At 59.7% G+C, this 17182-nt stretch carries 15 protein-coding genes and 1 tRNA gene; 10 read left to right on the forward strand and 6 right to left on the reverse strand.

Annotated elements, in window-relative coordinates; all coding sequences use genetic code 11:
* Positions 1–40 precede the first annotated feature (40 nt).
* Positions 41–568 (forward strand): hypothetical protein, encoded by a 528-nt coding sequence (locus tag AC2GXZ_RS05085; RefSeq protein ID WP_483758016.1) that lies wholly within the window; start codon positions 41–43, stop codon positions 566–568.
* On the opposite strand, the gene trmFO is transcribed toward AC2GXZ_RS05085, so the two are convergent.
* The 4 genes from trmFO to AC2GXZ_RS05105 form a co-directional block, all read right to left on the reverse strand.
* Positions 546–1955 carry a methylenetetrahydrofolate--tRNA-(uracil(54)-C(5))-methyltransferase (FADH(2)-oxidizing) TrmFO gene (trmFO, locus tag AC2GXZ_RS05090; protein ID WP_483758017.1) on the reverse strand — a complete coding sequence of 470 codons (1410 nt, stop codon included), beginning with the start codon at positions 1953–1955 and terminating at the stop codon, positions 546–548. The genes AC2GXZ_RS05085 and trmFO overlap by 23 nt on opposite strands.
* 232 nt (positions 1956–2187) lie before the next feature.
* Positions 2188–2331 carry a DUF1127 domain-containing protein gene (locus tag AC2GXZ_RS05095; protein ID WP_119940433.1) on the reverse strand — a complete coding sequence of 48 codons (144 nt, stop codon included), beginning with the start codon at positions 2329–2331 and terminating at the stop codon, positions 2188–2190.
* A 253-nt stretch (positions 2332–2584) separates the two neighbouring features.
* A complete protein-coding gene (locus tag AC2GXZ_RS05100) occupies positions 2585–2731 on the reverse strand; it encodes a DUF1127 domain-containing protein (RefSeq protein WP_483758018.1) in 147 nt (48 codons plus the stop codon).
* Positions 2732–3108: 377 nt separating this feature from the next.
* Entirely contained in the window at positions 3109–3294 is a 186-nt protein-coding gene (locus AC2GXZ_RS05105) for a hypothetical protein (RefSeq protein ID WP_483758019.1), read from the reverse strand.
* 96 nt (positions 3295–3390) lie between these two features.
* Here AC2GXZ_RS05105 and AC2GXZ_RS05110 point away from each other — a divergent pair.
* Positions 3391–3475, forward strand: a tRNA-Leu gene (locus AC2GXZ_RS05110).
* A gap of 155 nt (positions 3476–3630) precedes the next feature.
* Positions 3631–5112 carry a trigger factor gene (gene tig, locus AC2GXZ_RS05115; protein WP_483758020.1) on the forward strand — a complete coding sequence of 494 codons (1482 nt, stop codon included), beginning with the start codon at positions 3631–3633 and terminating at the stop codon, positions 5110–5112.
* 597 nt (positions 5113–5709) lie between these two features.
* On the opposite strand, the gene AC2GXZ_RS05120 is transcribed toward tig, so the two are convergent.
* Positions 5710–7014 carry an MFS transporter gene (locus tag AC2GXZ_RS05120; protein ID WP_483758021.1) on the reverse strand — a complete coding sequence of 435 codons (1305 nt, stop codon included), beginning with the start codon at positions 7012–7014 and terminating at the stop codon, positions 5710–5712.
* A gap of 383 nt (positions 7015–7397) precedes the next feature.
* Between AC2GXZ_RS05120 and AC2GXZ_RS05125 the strand changes: the two genes are divergently transcribed.
* The 7 genes from AC2GXZ_RS05125 to recN all read left to right on the forward strand — a co-directional run bounded on the left by AC2GXZ_RS05125 (position 7398) and on the right by recN (position 16448).
* On the forward strand, positions 7398–8324 hold the full coding sequence (locus AC2GXZ_RS05125; protein ID WP_483758273.1) for a D-alanine--D-alanine ligase: 927 nt from the start codon (positions 7398–7400) through the stop codon (positions 8322–8324).
* Positions 8324–9244, forward strand: a complete 921-nt coding sequence (locus AC2GXZ_RS05130; RefSeq protein WP_483758274.1) for a cell division protein FtsQ/DivIB — start codon at positions 8324–8326, stop codon at positions 9242–9244. Before AC2GXZ_RS05125 ends, AC2GXZ_RS05130 begins: the two co-directional genes overlap by 1 nt.
* Positions 9241–10572: a cell division protein FtsA gene (ftsA, locus tag AC2GXZ_RS05135; protein WP_483758022.1), complete on the forward strand. Its 1332-nt coding sequence runs from the start codon at positions 9241–9243 to the stop codon at positions 10570–10572. The genes AC2GXZ_RS05130 and ftsA overlap by 4 nt, the downstream gene beginning before the upstream one ends.
* A gap of 88 nt (positions 10573–10660) precedes the next feature.
* Positions 10661–12400, forward strand: coding sequence for a cell division protein FtsZ (gene ftsZ, locus AC2GXZ_RS05140; RefSeq protein ID WP_483758023.1), 1740 nt, complete (start codon positions 10661–10663; stop codon positions 12398–12400).
* A gap of 326 nt (positions 12401–12726) precedes the next feature.
* The gene (gene lpxC, locus AC2GXZ_RS05145) at positions 12727–13686 is read left to right on the forward strand and encodes a UDP-3-O-acyl-N-acetylglucosamine deacetylase (protein WP_483758024.1); all 960 of its coding nucleotides are present in this window, start codon (positions 12727–12729) and stop codon (positions 13684–13686) included.
* A gap of 193 nt (positions 13687–13879) precedes the next feature.
* Positions 13880–14746 (forward strand): outer membrane protein assembly factor BamD, encoded by an 867-nt coding sequence (locus AC2GXZ_RS05150; RefSeq protein WP_483758025.1) that lies wholly within the window; start codon positions 13880–13882, stop codon positions 14744–14746.
* 28 nt (positions 14747–14774) lie between these two features.
* Positions 14775–16448, forward strand: coding sequence for a DNA repair protein RecN (gene recN / locus AC2GXZ_RS05155; RefSeq protein WP_483758026.1), 1674 nt, complete (start codon positions 14775–14777; stop codon positions 16446–16448).
* A gap of 13 nt (positions 16449–16461) precedes the next feature.
* On the opposite strand, the gene AC2GXZ_RS05160 is transcribed toward recN, so the two are convergent.
* Positions 16462–17031 (reverse strand): cytochrome b, encoded by a 570-nt coding sequence (locus tag AC2GXZ_RS05160; RefSeq protein WP_483758027.1) that lies wholly within the window; start codon positions 17029–17031, stop codon positions 16462–16464.
* Positions 17032–17182 lie beyond the last annotated feature (151 nt).

A 17182-nucleotide genomic window follows, 5' to 3' on the forward strand; every position in this document is an offset into this window, starting at 1 on the left:
TGATGCAACCCGCGGCCCGCTATACCGAAGGAGAATCGGTTTGAGCTCGTCTATCGCATGGATCGTTATCGTCGGCTTGATTCTCGGACTGGTGTTCTACATCAGGCGCATCGCCCGCAAAGGTGCCGAGCAGGATCGCCACGATGTCGGGGCGGCAATTCTCGAATTCGGCCGCGCCTTTCCGGAGGAAGCGATCCGCAGCCTTCACATCACGGCCGACGGCAATGCGTTCTTCGTGCGCCTGCATGACAGCAAGACCGGTTTCATGCGCAGCCGCAGCAATCATTATGCCTGCCATCTGATCCGGCCGGGCCGCGTGCGTCTGGTGCCGCGATCGGACTCGAAAGGGTTTACCGCCGAGTTTCTGGATGCGCCCGCCCATAGCGGCGAGTTCATCTTCGCAAGCGAACGGGAAGCCGCGGAAGTCTCGCTGTGGCTTCTCGACAATTACGTCAGCGTCGCCGACCACGAGCAGGAGAGTGCCGGCAATGAAGACGGCGGGCCGGCAACCAACCCGGAAATGGCGGTTGCCGACGGCGATGCCGCTACTCCTGACCGAGCCAAGTAGCGCAATCCTTCAACGCGCGCGCCGACATCAATTGCCGCTTCATGATCGTCTTGTCCTTGCCGCGGAAACGCTTGACGCCTTCCGGCTTTACGATCGAACCGGGTTCCAGTTCGGGGAACAGGCCGAAATTGATGTTCATCGGCTGGAACGAGCGCTTGCCCGGTTCCTCGTCATGAACGAGGTGACCGCCGGTAATATGGCCGAGCAGTGAGCCGAAGGCGGTGGTCGCCGGAGGCGGGACCAGTTGCTCGCCCTTGCGCTCGGCGGCGGCAAAACGCCCTGCCAGAAGTCCGATCGCCGCACTTTCCACATAACCCTCGCAGCCGGTGATCTGACCGGCAAATCTCAGGCCCGGGCGGTTTTTCAGGGTCAGTGTCCTGTCGAGCAGGATCGGTGACTGGATATAGGTATTGCGGTGCAGGCCGCCGAGACGGGCAAATTCGGCATTTTGCAGGCCCGGAATCATCCGGAAGATCTCCGCCTGGGCGCCGTATTTCAGCTTTGTCTGGAAACCCACCATATTATAGAGCGTGCCGAGTGCGTTATCCTGGCGAAGCTGGACGACTGCATAGGCCTTGACTGTCGGATTGTGGGAGTTGGTGAGGCCCATCGGTTTCATCGGGCCGTGGCGCAGCGTCTCGCGGCCACGTTCAGCCATGACCTCGATCGGCAGGCAGCCGTCGAAATAGGGCGTGCCTTCCCATTCCTTGAAGCCCACCGCGTCGCCGGCGATCAGCGCATCGAGAAATGCGTTGTATTGCGCCTCGTCCATCGGGCAGTTGATATAATCCTTGCCCGTGCCGCCCGGACCGACCTTGTCGTAGCGGGACTGGTACCAGCAGATATCCATGTCGATCGAATCTCGATGGATGATCGGTGCGATCGCGTCGAAAAAGGCGAGCTGATCTTCTCCGGTCTGCGACTGGATGGAGGCGGCAAGGGCTGGCGAAGTGAGCGGGCCCGTCGCGACGATCGCGAGATCCCATTCCTCGGGCGGCAGGCCTTCTATCTCCTCGCGCACTACCGATATCAGCGGATGGCTCGCAATCGCAGCGGTCACGGCATCCGAAAAAGCGTCGCGGTCGACTGCCAACGCGCCACCGGCCGGAACCTGGTGTTTGTCGGCACACGCGATGATGAGCGAGCCGGCAAGGCGCATCTCGGCATGAATGACGCCGACGGCATTGGCCGTCGCGTCGTCCGAGCGGAACGAGTTGGAGCAGACGAGCTCGGCAAGTCCGTCTGTCTTGTGGGCATCGGTGCCGCGAACGCCGCGCATTTCATGCAGGATGACCGGAATGCCAGCCTTTGCGATCTGCCAGGCTGCTTCCGAGCCGGCAAGGCCACCGCCGATGATGTGAATGGGGGAATAGGATATGTCTGTCATGGGGCGCGTCATTATCACGGCCTGCAGCAGACAGGAATCAAAAAGGCACCTGAAAAGGTGCCTTTGATCATCCTTGGGTGTTCGGTCCCGGCATCAACGCGAAAATCATGTCGATCTTCGACAGCTCGATGCCGTCTTCAAGACTTGCCGCTTGAGCAGCAGGTCAAATCGACCACGCTGCCTTCAGGTCTTCATTCCATCAGGCAGGCTTAAACCTGCCATCCGTCGGGGATTAACGGAAGGAACGGGCCGCGATGTTGCGGATGTCGTAACGGGTCAGGCCGATGTCCGACAGGGCCTGGTTGGACAGGTTGCCAAGCTCGTTCATCGTGCGGCGGTAGCTGACCCAGTTCTTTGCGATACGGATCGGGTTCATGGTGTTTTCCTCAGGTCGTCTTTTCCGGCGCTCGTTATCGGCTCCGGCGATGACGTTGTTATACGCACGAATAATAATAATGTGGAGTGCAAAAAATGTGCGACTGCCATGCATTTGTGCAGTGCGTTGCCCGTTTTCGAGGCTAGGGCTGAAAAATAAGCAGCTGAGGGGTTGTCGGCCAAGGTCTTGACCGCAAACGAAAAACGCCTCCCGAAGGAGGCGTTTTCAATCGACTGTCGATGTCGAAGAAGAATTAGAAGCCGACGGCAGTCCGGGCGACGCGGCGGATGTCCGAGCGGCCGATGCCGAGGTCACCAAGTTCGCGATCGGTCATGCGGCCGAGTTCGGTGATGGTTTCGCGGTACTTGCGCCAGTCGCTGAATTTCTTTGCGATGCTCATTGTGGGTGTCCTTTGCCTTGTGGGCGTCAATTCCGCCCTCTTCATCTGCTAATCGTTTTAAATGAGGACCTGCACAAAAAACAGCGCATGTTTTGTATGTCACCTATGCGTCCTGCGCATTGCACGACAGCGGTCGGATCGGGCGCAGGTTTTCGAGGGCTGAAACGAACGACGCCCACCGGGGGAGGAGGTCCGGTGAGCGTCATATGGATGACCGGCGATCGGGAGGAGGAGTACCGCCAGTCTGCACGGGTTCACGCTTGGGAGAAGGAGTGCGTGACCCGAATTCCGTTTTCGGATGAGCCTATGTTAAGCATTTCATCCGAAGCGCCGGAAAGTTTTTTCCTTCCGCAGCGCGTTTCGTTGTTGAGGTGAAACTACAGAATTTCAGGGGTATTTTGCACTGCAAACGTCGAATGGATGTCATGCTCTTCGCGCATGGCTTGGATTTCGAGCGTGTCGTGCTGCCGCCAGCCCCGCTTTGCTCTTTGCTCATGACAATCAGCAACTGCCGCAATCACTTTGAAGATGTGCGGGATCGGTGGGATTCTTCCGTCGTGCAATCGTCATTTTTCCTTTGCGTGCAGGAAAACGGGTGATATAGAGACGCGCGCTCCGGAAGGCCTCTGGCGACGAGGTATTTCGACGCGGTTTGGGGCGCGGGTATGGTGAAATTGGTAGACACGCCAGATTTAGGTTCTGGTGCCGCAAGGCGTGGGAGTTCAAGTCTCTCTACCCGCACCAGCACCGCCAAGGTGTGGTCTTGAGCCGAAGTTAGGCGAACGACCGGCGCCTTAATGCCGCGGCTGGTCTCTTTGAAGTTCCGGCGATGTGTTCACTGATCAACGGCTCTTACTGCCGGATATTGGGCACCGCCGCCACGATATGAAGGTTTGAAAATGCAGGTTACCGAAACGCTCGCTGAAGGGCTGAAGCGCGAAATCAAGGTCGTTATCCCCAAGAAGGATATGGAGGCCGAGCTTAACGTCCGTCTCGCCGACGCGAAGGACAAGGTCCGCATCAACGGCTTCCGTCCGGGCAAGGTGCCGATGGCGCATCTGAAGAAGATGTATGGCAAGTCGATGATGGCTGATCTCGTCAACGAGATCGTCCGCGACCGCCCGGGCAAGATTCTTTCCGAGCGCGGCGAGAAGTCGGCTACCCAGCCGTCGATCGCGATGACCGAGGATGAAGCCGAAGCTGAAAAGATCCTCAGCGCCCAGGCTGACCTCGAGTTCACGCTGACCTACGAAGTTATCCCGCCGATCGAGCTGAAGCCGACCGACAAGATCGCGGTTACCCGCGAAGTGGTCGAAATCGCCGACGAGGAAGTTACCGAGCAGATCCTCAAGATCGCTGAAAGCGCTCGCACTTACGAAACCAAGAAGGGCAAGGCCGCCAATGGCGACCGCGTCACGATGAACTACCTCGGCAAGGTCGACGGCGTTGCCTTCGATGGCGGCGCTGCCGAAGACGCAGAGCTGGTTCTCGGTTCGGGCCAGTTCATTCCGGGCTTCGAAGACCAGCTGGTCGGCGTCAAGGCCGGCGATGAGAAGGTCATCACCGTGACTTTCCCGGCTGAATATCCTGCTGCGAACCTCGCCGGCAAGGACGCCACCTTCGACATCACCGTCAAGGACGTGGCGGCTGCAGGTGAAGTCGAGATCAACGACGAACTCGCCTCCAAGCTCGGCCTCGAATCGGTCGATCGCCTGAAGGAAATCGTCCGCGGCCAGATCGAAAGCCAGTACGGCAACCTGACGCGCCAGAAGGTCAAGCGTCAGATTCTCGATCAGCTTGACGAAATGTACCAGTTCGACGCGCCGCAGGGCCTGGTCGATGCCGAGTTCGACAACATCTGGCGCCAGATCAACACCGATCTTGCCCAGTCCGGCAAGACCTTCGAAGACGAAGACACGACCGAGGAAGAAGCTCGCGCCGAATACCGCAAGCTTGCCGAACGTCGTGTTCGTCTGGGCCTGGTTCTCTCGGAAATCGGCGAAAAGGCCGGTGTCGAAGTCACCGAAGAAGAACTGCAGCGCGCGCTTTACGCACAGCTTCAGCAGTTCCCGGGTCAGCAGAAGGAAATCCTCGATTTCTTCCGCAACACGCCTGGTGCTTCCAACTCGCTGCGCGCACCGATCTTTGAAGAGAAGGTCATCGACAAGCTGCTGACCGAAGTGAACGTCACCGACAAGACGGTTACCAAGGAAGAGCTGATGGCTGACGACGAAGCCGAAGGCGACGACAAGCCGGCCAAGAAGAAGGCTGCGCCGAAGAAGGCCAAGGCTGAAGCCGAAGGTGCTGAAGGCGACGAAGCCGCAGCTCCGAAGAAGAAGGCTGCACCGAAGAAGAAGGCCGCTGAAGACAGCGCCGAGTAATCTTCGCAAAGAGAAAAGCGAGCCCGGTTTATCGCCAGGCCCGCATTGATCAGGAGGCCGGAGCATCATTGATGCTCCGGCCTTTTTGCTGTCGGGGTTGGTTGCGACGCTACGTGGATCATGCGCAGGCGCGCGTATGCTGCAAGGCGGCCATGGTGGTGGCTGGGGAGACATGCTGTGCCCAGAGGCGAGGTTACCCGGGGGCCCATGAGCGGAATCCAACGTGCCGCGCCAAGGCCCTGCGGAAGGCCCCTTCTTTTCACCGCTGATGAGATCGGCGGAAGGAGTGCTGGCTTTATGCAAGAAGGGCTTTACGCAATCCCCACCGTATGTTGCCAAAACGCCGTCTTGCCATCCGGCGATGCTGAAAGCTTTGAACTTGGCTGTATGTCGGCGAAAGCCTCAATCATGCCGGAGATTGATCGACATTCGCCAGCGGCTTGAAACGCTGTGTGCGAAAACAAAAAAAGGCCATCCACGAGGATGGCCTTTGTGTTTGTCATGCCGCAGCGTTGATGCCTGTATCGGGCGCCTGCCTTCGGTATGACGAGGCCACGGCGTTCAACAGAAACGCCGTGGCCTTGATTGGGTTTCGGATCAGACCTCGTCCTTGCCCGAAAGCAGGATGCAGGCGAGGGTGATCAGTGCTGCAATGCCGAGATAATAACCGACATAGGTCATGCCGTAGGTGGACTGCAGGTAGGTGGCGATGTAGGGCGCCAGCGAGGCGCCGAAAATGCCAGCCAGGTTGAAGGTGATCGACGAGCCGGTATAGCGGACCGAGGTCGGGAAGGGGGCGGCAAGTGCCGTACCGATCAGGCCGTAGGTCATGCCCATCAGGATCATCGCGCCGATGATGAAGACGATGATGCCGCCTTCGCCATTCGTCATCAGCGACGGCAGGGCGAAGGAAAACAGGCCGATCAGCACCGTCGTCAGTGTCAGCATCTGGCGGCGTCCGTAACGGTCACCGAGCTTGCCGATGACCGGGATCGCCAGACCGAAGATGACCGAGCCGAGGATCTGGATTTCCAGAGCGTCGAGGAAGGGCAGCTTCAGGACCTTGATGTTGTAGGACAGAAGATAAGCGGTGCCGATATAGAAGAGCACGAAGGTCGCCAGCGCCACGAAGGTGCCGAGGAACAGGCTGCGCTTGTGTTTGCGGAAGAGTTCCGCAACCGGCACTTCGACGCGCTCATGCTTGTCGATCGCCTTCTGGAAGGCGGGCGTTTCGGTGATCGACAGACGAACCCACAGGCCGATGACGATCAGGATCGTCGAGGCGAGGAACGGGACGCGCCAGCCCCAGCTCAGCAGTGCTTCCTGCGAGATGAAGTGCAGGAGGATCCAGAACACGCCGGAAGACAAAAACAGGCCGACGGGCGCGCCAAGCTGCGGGAACATGCCATACCAGGTACGCTTGCCGGGAGGTGCATTTTCCGTCGCAAGCAGAACTGCGCCACCCCATTCGCCGCCTAGGCCGAAACCCTGGCCGAAACGGCACAAAGCCAGCAGAAGCGGCGCCAGGACGCCGATCGTCTCATAGGACGGCAGAAGGCCGATCACGACGGTCGAAATACCCATCGTGAGCAGGGCAGCCACGAGCGTGGTCTTGCGGCCGACGCGATCACCGAAGTGACCAAAAACGACGGCGCCGAGCGGGCGGGCGAAAAAGGCGATCGAGAATGTGGCAAAGGACGCCAGAAGGGCCGTCGTCGGGTCGTTGTTCGGGAAGAACAGAGCCGGGAAAACGAGCACCGCAGCGGTGGCGTACACATAAAAATCGAAGAACTCGATCGTCGTGCCGACCAGGCTGGCCGTCAGGACGCGTGCAGGCGAATTCGTTGCAACAGGCGCTAACGGCTCAGCTGACGGCGAGGCGGAGGGCATCGCGTTAGTCATACTGATTCCAGTTCATATAAGATGGTTGTTGTGGCTCCTGGAAGAGCTCGCATGGCCAGTATCGTAATTTTATGGCAACGGAAAGCCTTTGTTCCGCAATAAATGCAAAAAAAATCGCTGCGAAAGAGAATCATAAGCTGCCGGCGCAACGGTAGATCCGTGTGTCTATCGAGGCGGGGCGCCGCGGCCTAAAGTTCCGCGTTAACCATTTGTGTATGAATTTTATCGTTTGTTTTCAGTGTCTTGCTGCTCATCGTTAAGCAAAGTAAACGATTTGTTAACCATTTTGCTGCACCAATGCATGACAGATCGGCGAGAATCGTGGGGCGTGGATGCCCGGATGTCTCCGAATTTCGAAATTGGTGTTTCTCAAGGAGTGGTTGATGGTTGGCAAGCACGTGGCTGTTTTAATGGGAGGTTTTTCCTCCGAGCGGCCTGTCAGCCTGTCCTCCGGCAATGCCTGCGCGGACGCGCTGGAGGGTGAAGGCTTTCGCGTCACCCGAGTCGATGTCGGCCGTGATGTGGCTGCGGTGCTGTCGGATCTGCGGCCTGACGTGGCGTTCAATGCCCTCCATGGTCCTTTCGGCGAGGATGGCACTATTCAGGGTGTCCTCGAATATCTTGAAATTCCCTATACGCATTCGGGCGTGCTTGCCTCGGCTCTGGCCATGGACAAGAGCCAGGCCAAACATGTCGCCAAGGCTGCCGGCATTCCGGTTGCCGATGCGCTGGTGATGAACCGCAAGGATTTTACCTCCGTGCACCCGATGCCTGCGCCCTATGTGGTGAAGCCGGTTCGTGAAGGTTCGTCTTTCGGTGTCGTCATCGTTCGCGAAGATCAATCTCATCCGCCGCAGATCATGACGTCGCCTGAATGGCGTTATGGCGACGCGGTCATGGTCGAGCGTTACGTTCATGGCCGTGAACTGACCTGTGGGGTCATGAATGGCGAGCCCCTAGGAGTGACGGAAGTCGTGACGGCCGGGCCTGGTTTTTATGATTATGATGCGAAATATGCCGAAGGTGGTTCGCATCATGTCATTCCGGCACAAATTTCACCGAATATTTACCAAAAAATACAAGCATGGTCGGTCAAGGCACATGAGGCGATTGGTTGCCGCGGCGTGAGTCGGTCGGACTTCCGCTTCGATGATCGTTTCTCCGACGAGGGTGAAGTCATCTGGCTCGAGGTCAATACCCAACCGGGCATGACTCCGACGTCTCTGGTGCCTGAAATGGCTGCTCACGCTGGATATTCCTTTGGTGAGCTTGTTCGCTGGATGGTGGAGGACGCTTCGTGTCTACGGTGATGGGCAAAAAGGCAGGTGGATCGCACCGTCGTGCCGCTCCCAGCGTTGCTGGGGCAGACGACCGTCGCGTCTTGCCGCGTCCGCTGCGTCGTGCCGTACGCTTCGCGGTCAGCCTTGCGACCGGCCGTATCGATATTCCCCGGCACACCGGCACTCTCTCTACTTTCGCGTTTTTTGCAGCCGTCGGGCTTTACGGCATGTCGCTCGGTGGCCACGGCCACAATGTTGCCCAGACGACAACTGCAGCTGTCGGCTTTGCCATCGAGGATGTCCGCGTTTCCGGCAACGACCAGACGTCGGAAATCGACATCCTGCAGCTTCTGGGACTGGATGGCACGACGTCGCTGGTAGCGCTTGATATCGATTCTGCGCGCCGCAAGCTCTCCGAGCTTCCCTGGGTCGAATATGCCGAAGTGCGCAAGGTCTATCCGCGCACGATCGAGGTGATGCTGAAGGAGCGCAAGGCATTCGGCATCTGGCAGCATGGTTCGGATCTGTCGCTGATCGAAAAGAACGGTTCGGTCATCGCACCGCTCAAGGACAACAAGTTTGCGTCTCTGCCGCTGTTTGTCGGTCGCGACGCGGAAATCGCTGCCGCATCCTTCGCCAAGGAGATGGACAAGTGGCCGGAACTGCAGAGCCGGGTGAGGGCGTATGTTCGGGTGTCCAGCCGACGCTGGGATCTCCATCTCGACAACGGCATCGTTCTGAAGCTGCCGGAAGATAACATCGCCGCTGCCCTGGCGCTGCTCGTGCGTCTTGAAAAGGATCAGGGCGTGCTGGAGCGCGATATCGCGGCGGTCGACCTGCGTCTGCGGGATCGCACCACCATTCAATTGACTTCGGCCGCTGTGGAGCGGCGCCAGCAGGCGCTCGATGCACGCACAAAGGCCCTCAAGAAAGCTGGGGAGCAGTCGTGAGTGTCTTCGGTTCCTCTCAATTCGGTTTGCCACGCATGAAGCCATTGTCATCCAAACGTAGCCACGTCGTATCGGTCCTGGACATCGGGTCGACCAAGGTCGTGTGCATGATCGCACGGCTGACCCCGCGTCAGGAAAGCCAGATCCTGCCGGGTCGCACTCATCATGTCGAAATCATCGGCATCGGCCACCAGCGCTCGCGCGGCGTGAAGTCCGGCGTGATCGCCGATCTTGATGCGGCCGAAAGCGTCGTACGGCTGGCCGTTGACGCCGCTGAGCGCATGGCTGGACTGACCGTCGACAGCCTGATCGTCAACGTATCTGCCGGCCGGCTGGCGAGCGACGTCTACACCGCGACCATCGATCTCGGCGGCCAGGAAGTCGAAACCGGTGACCTGCGCAAGGTGCTTGCCGCGGCAAGCCAGCAGTCGCAGCGTCATGACCGCGCCATCCTGCATTCGCTGCCGACGGGCTTCTCGCTCGACGGCGAGCGCGGCATCCGCGATCCGCTGTCCATGTATGGTGACGAACTTGGCGTCGACATGCATTTCGTGACGGCTGAACGGGTTACGCTGAAGAACCTGGAGCTCTGCGTTAACCGCGCGCATCTTTCCGTCGAAGGCATGGTCGCAACGCCTTATGCCAGCGGTCTGGCGGCTCTGGTCGATGACGAAGTCGAACTCGGATGTGCTGCGATCGACATGGGTGGCGGCACGACGACGATCTCGGTCTTCTGCGAGGGCAAGCTGGTTCACACCGATGCCATCGGTCTTGGTGGCCATCATGTCACGACAGATCTGGCGCGAGGACTATCGACTCGGATAGAAGATGCCGAGCGCATGAAAGTTGTTCATGGTTCGGCACTCGCCAATGGAGGCGATGAACGTGACGTGATCTCCGTACCGCCAATCGGCGAGGATGATCGCGACCAGCCGACCCAGGTGCCGCGCTCGCTTGTCACCCGTATTGTCAATGCTCGTATCGAGGAAACGCTGGAGCTGATCCGTGACCGGATCCAGCGATCCGGTTTCAGCCCGATCGTCGGCAAGCGTGTGGTGCTGACAGGTGGTGCGAGCCAGCTGACGGGTCTGCCGGAAACGGCGCGCCGGATTCTCGCCCGCAATGTTCGGATCGGCCGCCCGATGGGCGTTTCGGGTCTGCCGGCCGCTGCAAAGGGTCCGGCTTTCTCGACTGCCGTCGGCCTGATCATCTACCCGCAGGTGGCGGATATGGAAACACATGCCTCGCAGGGCGGCCTGATCGCCTCGTTCGGCAATGGAAACGGTCGCCTGGCCCGCATGGGGCAGTGGCTGAAAGAAAGTTTTTGATCGGGGAGACAGCCCTCCCTCATCAAAGTGAATTGGACAAGAATTGGTCAGCTCGGCGACGCGGCCAAAAGCAGAAGGAAAAGGTACAATGACTATCAAGCTGAAAAGCCCTGATATCACCGAGCTGAAGCCTCGGATCACCGTGTTCGGCGTGGGCGGCGGCGGCGGCAACGCCGTCAACAACATGATCACTGCCGGGCTCGAAGGCGTCGATTTCGTCGTTGCTAACACCGATGCCCAGGCGCTGACCATGACCAAGGCCGAGCGCATCATCCAGATGGGTGTGCAGGTTACCGAAGGTCTCGGTGCGGGCTCGCAGCCTGAAGTCGGACGTGCTGCTGCCGAAGAGTGCATCGACGAGATCATCGATCACCTCAACGGTACGCATATGTGCTTCGTCACCGCCGGCATGGGCGGCGGCACCGGCACCGGTGCTGCTCCGGTCGTCGCACAGGCCGCCCGCAACAAGGGCATCCTGACCGTCGGCGTCGTCACCAAGCCGTTCCACTTCGAAGGCGGACGCCGCATGCGTCTGGCCGAACAGGGCATCCAGGAACTGCAGAAGTCGGTCGATACACTGATCGTCATTCCGAACCAGAACCTGTTCCGCATCGCCAACGACAAGACCACCTTTGCCGACGCATTCGCAATGGCCGACCAGGTTCTCTATTCGGGCGTTGCCTGCATCACCGACCTGATGGTCAAGGAAGGCCTGATCAACCTCGACTTCGCCGACGTCCGTTCGGTGATGCGCGAGATGGGCCGCGCCATGATGGGTACCGGTGAGGCTTCCGGTTCGGGCCGTGCATTGCAGGCTGCAGAAGCTGCAATCGCCAACCCGCTGCTCGACGAAACCTCGATGAAGGGTGCCCAGGGCCTGCTGATCTCGATCACCGGCGGTCGCGACCTGACGCTGTTCGAAGTCGACGAAGCTGCGACCCGCATTCGCGAAGAAGTCGATCCGGATGCCAACATCATCCTTGGCGCAACCTTCGACGAAGCGCTCGAAGGCCTGATCCGTGTCTCCGTCGTGGCAACCGGTATCGATCGTGCCCATGGTGAGGTCGATCTGCGTGCGGCCGAGATGCGCGCTGCGCAGAAGCCGATTATCCGTCCTTCAGCGGCCGTTGCTCCGGCTCCGGCCGCATCTCAGCCTGCGATGATGCAGGCACCCCAGGCACATAAGGTTGCCGACCCCATCGCCGAGACGATCCGCCAGGCAGAAGCCGAAATGGAACAGGTCCTTGCCATCCCGATGCAGGCCGCACCGGCTCCGCAGCCGATTGCCCAGCCGCAGGAAGAGTTCCGTCCGCAGAGCCGCATCTTCGCTGCTCCTCCGGCCGAAATGCCTGCTCCGCAGATGATGCGTCCGGCTCAGCCGGCGCCGCAGCCTGCTCCGGTTTATCAGCCCGCTCCGGCTCCGGTGATGAGCCAGCCTGCTCCGCGCATGGCGCAGCCGGTGCAGCGCGAGCCGATCATGGAACCGATCCGCATGCCGAAGGTCGAAGACTTTCCGCCGGTGGTGAAGGCCGAGATGGATCATCGCGCCCAGCCTGCGCAGCACATGCAGGAAGAGCGCGGTCCGATGGGCCTGCTGAAGCGAATCACCAATTCGCTTGGTCGCCGTGATGAAGAAGAGCATGTTCAGTCGGACATGACGGGGTCCGCGCCTGCTCCGCAGCAGCAGCGCCGGCCGCTTTCGCCGGAAGCCAGCCTTTATGCACCGCGTCGCGGCAACCTCGACGACCACGGTCGTTCGGTTCCGCAGTCGCATCAGGAAGACGACCAGCTCGAAATTCCGGCCTTCCTGCGCCGCCAGTCGAACTGAGTTAACGGCTGATAACAAAGTTGAAAAGGCCCGGGTGATCTCACCCGGGCCTTTCAGCGTCGATCGTTTACTGGCGTCCGAATAATTCGTTTTTTATTTCAATGGCTTGGGTCAACGGAATGGTGGCTCTCGGTGTTCCCGATCCAGCTTTCCGCGCCTGTCAGGGAACCGTAACAATGCGAAACGAACAGTGATTTGGAAAGAGCCAAGAGCATGCGTATTTAGGACACTGAACGATGTTGGAACATTGAGTGTAAATCGTTTCGACAACACAGGAATACGGACCCGCGGATGGCGGGTACGAGGAATTGAGAAGGCGTTAAGTAATGACAATTGGATTGCTCGGATTTCAGGCAACGATTGCTGCTCCGGTTACGTTGAGCGGCATCGGTGTTCATTCTGGGGCGCCGGTGATGATCACCTTCCAGCCGGCGGAAGCCGGTACGGGCATCATGTTCAGCCGTAATCTGGATGACGGCAATACCGTCGAATACCGCGCGGTTTCCTCGCAGGTCGGGCCAACGGATCTCTGCACCGTGCTTGGCATGTCGCCTGGCAAGTGGGTGGCAACCATCGAACACGTGATGGCGGCGCTTTACGCGCTTGGCATCGATAACGTGATTGTCGAAGTCGACGGCGCCGAAATGCCGATCATGGACGGCAGTTCCTATCCTTTCATCGAAGCGATCGAACAGGTCGGTATCGTCAATCTCGGTATCAAGCGTCGCTACATTCGCGTCGTGAAGCCGGTGCGAATCGATTCGGGCGCTTCCTGGTCGGAGTTTCGCCCTTATGACGGTACCCGCTTCGAGGTCGAGATCGATTTTTCCTCGCCGCTGATCGGCCGGCAGAGCTGGAAGGGCGATCTGACTGCTGCGTCCTTCAAGGCAGAGCTTTCGCGTGCCCGCACCTTCGGTTTCATGCGTGACGTCGAGCGGCTCTGGGCTGCCGGTTATGCGCTCGGTTCGTCGCTGGAAAATTCTGTCGTCATTTCAGATGACGATACGGTCGTGAATATCGAAGGCCTGCGCTACGCGAAGGACGAGTTCGTCCGTCACAAGACGCTGGACGCGGTGGGCGATCTGGCTTTGGCCGGCGCCCAGTTCATCGGCTGCTACCGTTCCTATCGTGGTGGCCACAAGATGAATGCCAACGCGCTGAAGGCGCTTCTGAGCGATCCGACGGCCTATGAAGTTGTCGAAGCTCCGTCTTCGGTCGGCACCCGCGTGCGTGCCGGCGAGTTCGTGCCGGTCAGCATGACCGAGTGCGCCCCCTGGTTTGCCTGAATGCCGTAACCTCCGTCAGACTGGCCGCTCCCGAAAAGGAGCGGCCTTTTTCTTTTGATAAAAGGCACTTGCGCCAAGGCTCGCCACAAAAATGCATTAATGCCAACCCATTGCGTTGCCCTGACCATGCTTTTATGGCTAGTACGCCGCTGGGCACGAGTGGTTTCACGCGGGGACGATCAGGGACTGTCGGATGGCTGATGAAAAGTTTGTAAACGTGCGTAGCTTGACGAGGGTAAGCCTCCTGGCGATTGCGCTCATCGGAACCGGTGTCGGTTTGGCTGCATGCCAGTCCGACAAGGACATCGACATAACGAAGCTCGGCTTTGAGGCCGAATCGCCGGAGGCGCTCTACAATCAGGGCCTCGCCAACATGAAGGCAGGCAATATGGTCGAGGCGAGCCGCAAGTTCGACGCCATCGACAAGCAGAACCCGTTCAGCGAATGGGGCCGCAAGGCGCTCGTCATGAGCACGTTCGTCAAGCAGCGTATGGGCCGTAATGACGATGCGATCGCCAGCGGTAACCGTTATCTCAGCCAGTACCCGAAGTCGCAGGATACGGCCTATGTGCAGTATCTGGTGGGCCTTTCCTATTCCAAGCAGATCGCCGACGTGACGCAGGATCAGAAGCCGGCGCTGCGCACGATCGATGCGATGAGCAAGGTCGTCAACGATTATCCGAACTCGGAATATGTCGAGGATGCGCAGGCAAAGATCCGATTCGCCCGCGACCAGCTGGCCGGCAAGGAAATGCAGATCGGCCGCTATTATCTTGAACGCAAGGAATACCTTGCCGCCATTCAGCGCTTCCGCGCCGTGGTCGAGCAATATTCGAATACCAATCAGGTCGAAGAAGCTCTGGCCCGCCTGACCGAGACCTATTTTGCAATGGGTATCGTCCCGGAGGCGCAGACAGCTGCTGCGGTGCTCGGACGCAACTATCCTGACAGCCAGTGGTATGACGATTCCTACAAGCTGCTGCAGAAGGGTGGCGTAGAGCCGCGCGAAAACAAGGGATCGTGGATTTCACGCGCCGGGGCGAAGCTTATCGGCGCCTGAGGCGTCCCAAGCTCATTGACGAGGCCACATGCTGATCCAGTTGTCGATCCGCGATATCGTTCTGATCGAGCGGCTGGATCTCGGCTTCGAGGCCGGCCTCTCCGTGCTGACGGGCGAGACCGGGGCCGGCAAGTCTATCCTGCTCGACAGCCTTTCGCTGGCCCTTGGCGGGCGCGGTGACGGTGGCCTTGTCCGTCATGGCGAAGACAAGGGCCAGGTGACGGCCGTCTTCGACGTGCCCGGACATCACACGGCACGAAAGCTGCTCAAGGAAAACGGCATCGATGACGACGGCGACCTGATCTTCCGGCGGATCCAATCGGCGGACGGGCGCACACGCGCCTCGATCAACGACCAGCCCGTCAGCGTGCAGCTGATGCGTCAGGTGGGGCAGGTTCTGGTCGAAATCCATGGCCAGCATGACGACCGTGCACTGATCGACACCAATGCCCATCGTACACTGCTCGATGCCTTTGCCGGGCTTGCCGACGAGGTGAGCCAGGTGAGCGGGCTTTACCGTTCATGGCGGGATGCCGAACGGGCGTTCAAGGCGCATCGCGCCAAGGTCGAGGCTGCGGCCCGCGAGGCCGATTATATCCGCGCCTCCGTCGAGGAACTCGAAGCGCTTTCTCCGCGTGACGGGGAAGAGGACGAACTCGCCGAACAGCGCTCGAAGATGCAGAAGTCGGAGCGGATTGCCGGCGATATTTCCGAGGCGTCGGAATTTCTCAACGGCAATAGCTCTCCTGTGCCGCTGATTGCCTCGATGGTGCGACGGCTGGAGCGCAAGAGCCACGAGGCGCCGGGTCTTCTGGAGGAGACTGTGGAGCTGCTGGACCAGGCGCTGAACCATCTTTCCAATGCGCAGATGGAAGTCGAGACGGCGCTCAGGCGCACCGAATTCGATCCGCGTGAACTGGAACGAGTCGAGGAACGCCTTTTTGCGCTCAGGGCCGCCGCCCGGAAATATTCGGTCGCTGTCGTCGCCCTGCCGGCGCTTGCCGAAAAGATGGCGGGGGATCTTGCCGATCTCGATGCCGGCGAGGAAAAGCTCGGCGAACTCGAAAAGATTGCAGCTTCAGCCAAGGATGCGTTCGACCATGCCGCTGCCGCTCTTTCGGCAAAGCGCAAAGTGGGCGCCGAATCGCTTGCTGCTGCCGTCATGGCGGAATTGCCGGCTCTCAAGCTGGAACGTGCGCGTTTCATGATCGAGGTGAGCGCCGATCCCGACGGTGCGGCAGCCGAGGGCATTGATACGGTCGAGTTCCATGTCCAGACCAATCCGGGGACGCGCCCAGGCCCGATCATGAAGGTGGCTTCGGGTGGCGAGCTTTCGCGTTTCCTGCTGGCGCTGAAGGTGGCGCTTGCCGATCGCGGTTCCGCACCGACGCTGGTCTTCGATGAAATCGATACAGGTGTGGGCGGTGCCGTGGCGGATGCGATCGGTCAGCGGTTGAAACGGCTGTCCTCGACGGTCCAGGTCCTGTCGGTCACCCATGCGCCGCAAGTGGCTGCGCGGGCTGCGACGCATCTTCTGATCTCCAAGGGCCCGGCTGCAGACGGCTCGGATAAAATCGCGACGCGAGTCGCGACGATGCAGCCGGAACACAGGGCGGAAGAGATCGCCCGAATGCTGTCCGGTGCATCGGTGACGGATGAGGCAAGGGCCGCCGCTGCCGCACTTCTGGCCGGCAACGGCTGACGCTGTCGTCCTACTACTGCACGGCCTGAAGTCTGCGGACCTTTCCCGCCATACGGCTCAGCACGTCATCCTTCCAGACAAAGCGGTGGATCAGGACCATGGCGATATGGCCTCCGATCATGGTGAGCAGCGCCCAGGCGAATAGGCCATGAAGGAGGTTGGCCGGTGCAACCATCCATTCGACGCGCTCGGCACCCTGCGGCATGATTTCTACGCCGAACAGTGTCAGGCCCCATTCCGAGCCGATGGCTCTCAGGAGAGCGATGGCAGGTATGGTCAGCATCAGCAGATAGAGAAGGGCATGGCCCGCCCGCGCGACGAAACCAAGCGGTCCCCGTTCGTTGGAAGGCCTCTCCTTGAGGTTATAAAATCCCCAAAGAGCGCGCAGCGGCGCCAGCAGCAGGATCGCGACGCCAAGTTCTCCATGGGTGCCGTTGAGCAGGTCGGTGAGAGCGGAGCGGCCGAACAGCCGGTTGATAACGATCCCCGAGAACTGCCAGCAGATAATGAAGGCCATTGCCCAATGGAAGATCCGGCTGACTAGACCATAGCGTAGCCCGTCATCTGTCCAGCGATGTGTCATGCGCTCTGCCTTCACTTCAATTCCATCAATCAAACATGAATATTTCCAGCAGGTATTACGATGCTGCCCCGCATTGCGTCCAGTCGTTGGCGGCACACATCCACGATGTCGGTTCAACATGTTCGTGAGCCATGCCGCTTCTTCCAATCCG

This window comes from Aliirhizobium sp. YIM B11859 (genome assembly GCF_057163345.1).

Coding starts and splice junctions, on each gene's coding strand:
- recN (WP_483758026.1), top strand. CDS start 14,775: ATGCTGATCCAGTTGTCGATCCGCGATATCGTTCTGATCGAGCGGCTG.
- ftsZ (WP_483758023.1), top strand. CDS start 10,661: ATGACTATCAAGCTGAAAAGCCCTGATATCACCGAGCTGAAGCCTCGG.
- AC2GXZ_RS05160 (WP_483758027.1), bottom strand. CDS start 17,031: ATGACACATCGCTGGACAGATGACGGGCTACGCTATGGTCTAGTCAGC.
- AC2GXZ_RS05150 (WP_483758025.1), top strand. CDS start 13,880: ATGGCTGATGAAAAGTTTGTAAACGTGCGTAGCTTGACGAGGGTAAGC.
- lpxC (WP_483758024.1), top strand. CDS start 12,727: ATGACAATTGGATTGCTCGGATTTCAGGCAACGATTGCTGCTCCGGTT.
- trmFO (WP_483758017.1), bottom strand. CDS start 1,955: ATGACAGACATATCCTATTCCCCCATTCACATCATCGGCGGTGGCCTT.
- AC2GXZ_RS05120 (WP_483758021.1), bottom strand. CDS start 7,014: ATGACTAACGCGATGCCCTCCGCCTCGCCGTCAGCTGAGCCGTTAGCG.
- AC2GXZ_RS05095 (WP_119940433.1), bottom strand. CDS start 2,331: ATGAACCCGATCCGTATCGCAAAGAACTGGGTCAGCTACCGCCGCACG.
- AC2GXZ_RS05125 (WP_483758273.1), top strand. CDS start 7,398: ATGGTTGGCAAGCACGTGGCTGTTTTAATGGGAGGTTTTTCCTCCGAG.
- AC2GXZ_RS05100 (WP_483758018.1), bottom strand. CDS start 2,731: ATGAGCATCGCAAAGAAATTCAGCGACTGGCGCAAGTACCGCGAAACC.
- AC2GXZ_RS05130 (WP_483758274.1), top strand. CDS start 8,324: ATGGGCAAAAAGGCAGGTGGATCGCACCGTCGTGCCGCTCCCAGCGTT.
- tig (WP_483758020.1), top strand. CDS start 3,631: ATGCAGGTTACCGAAACGCTCGCTGAAGGGCTGAAGCGCGAAATCAAG.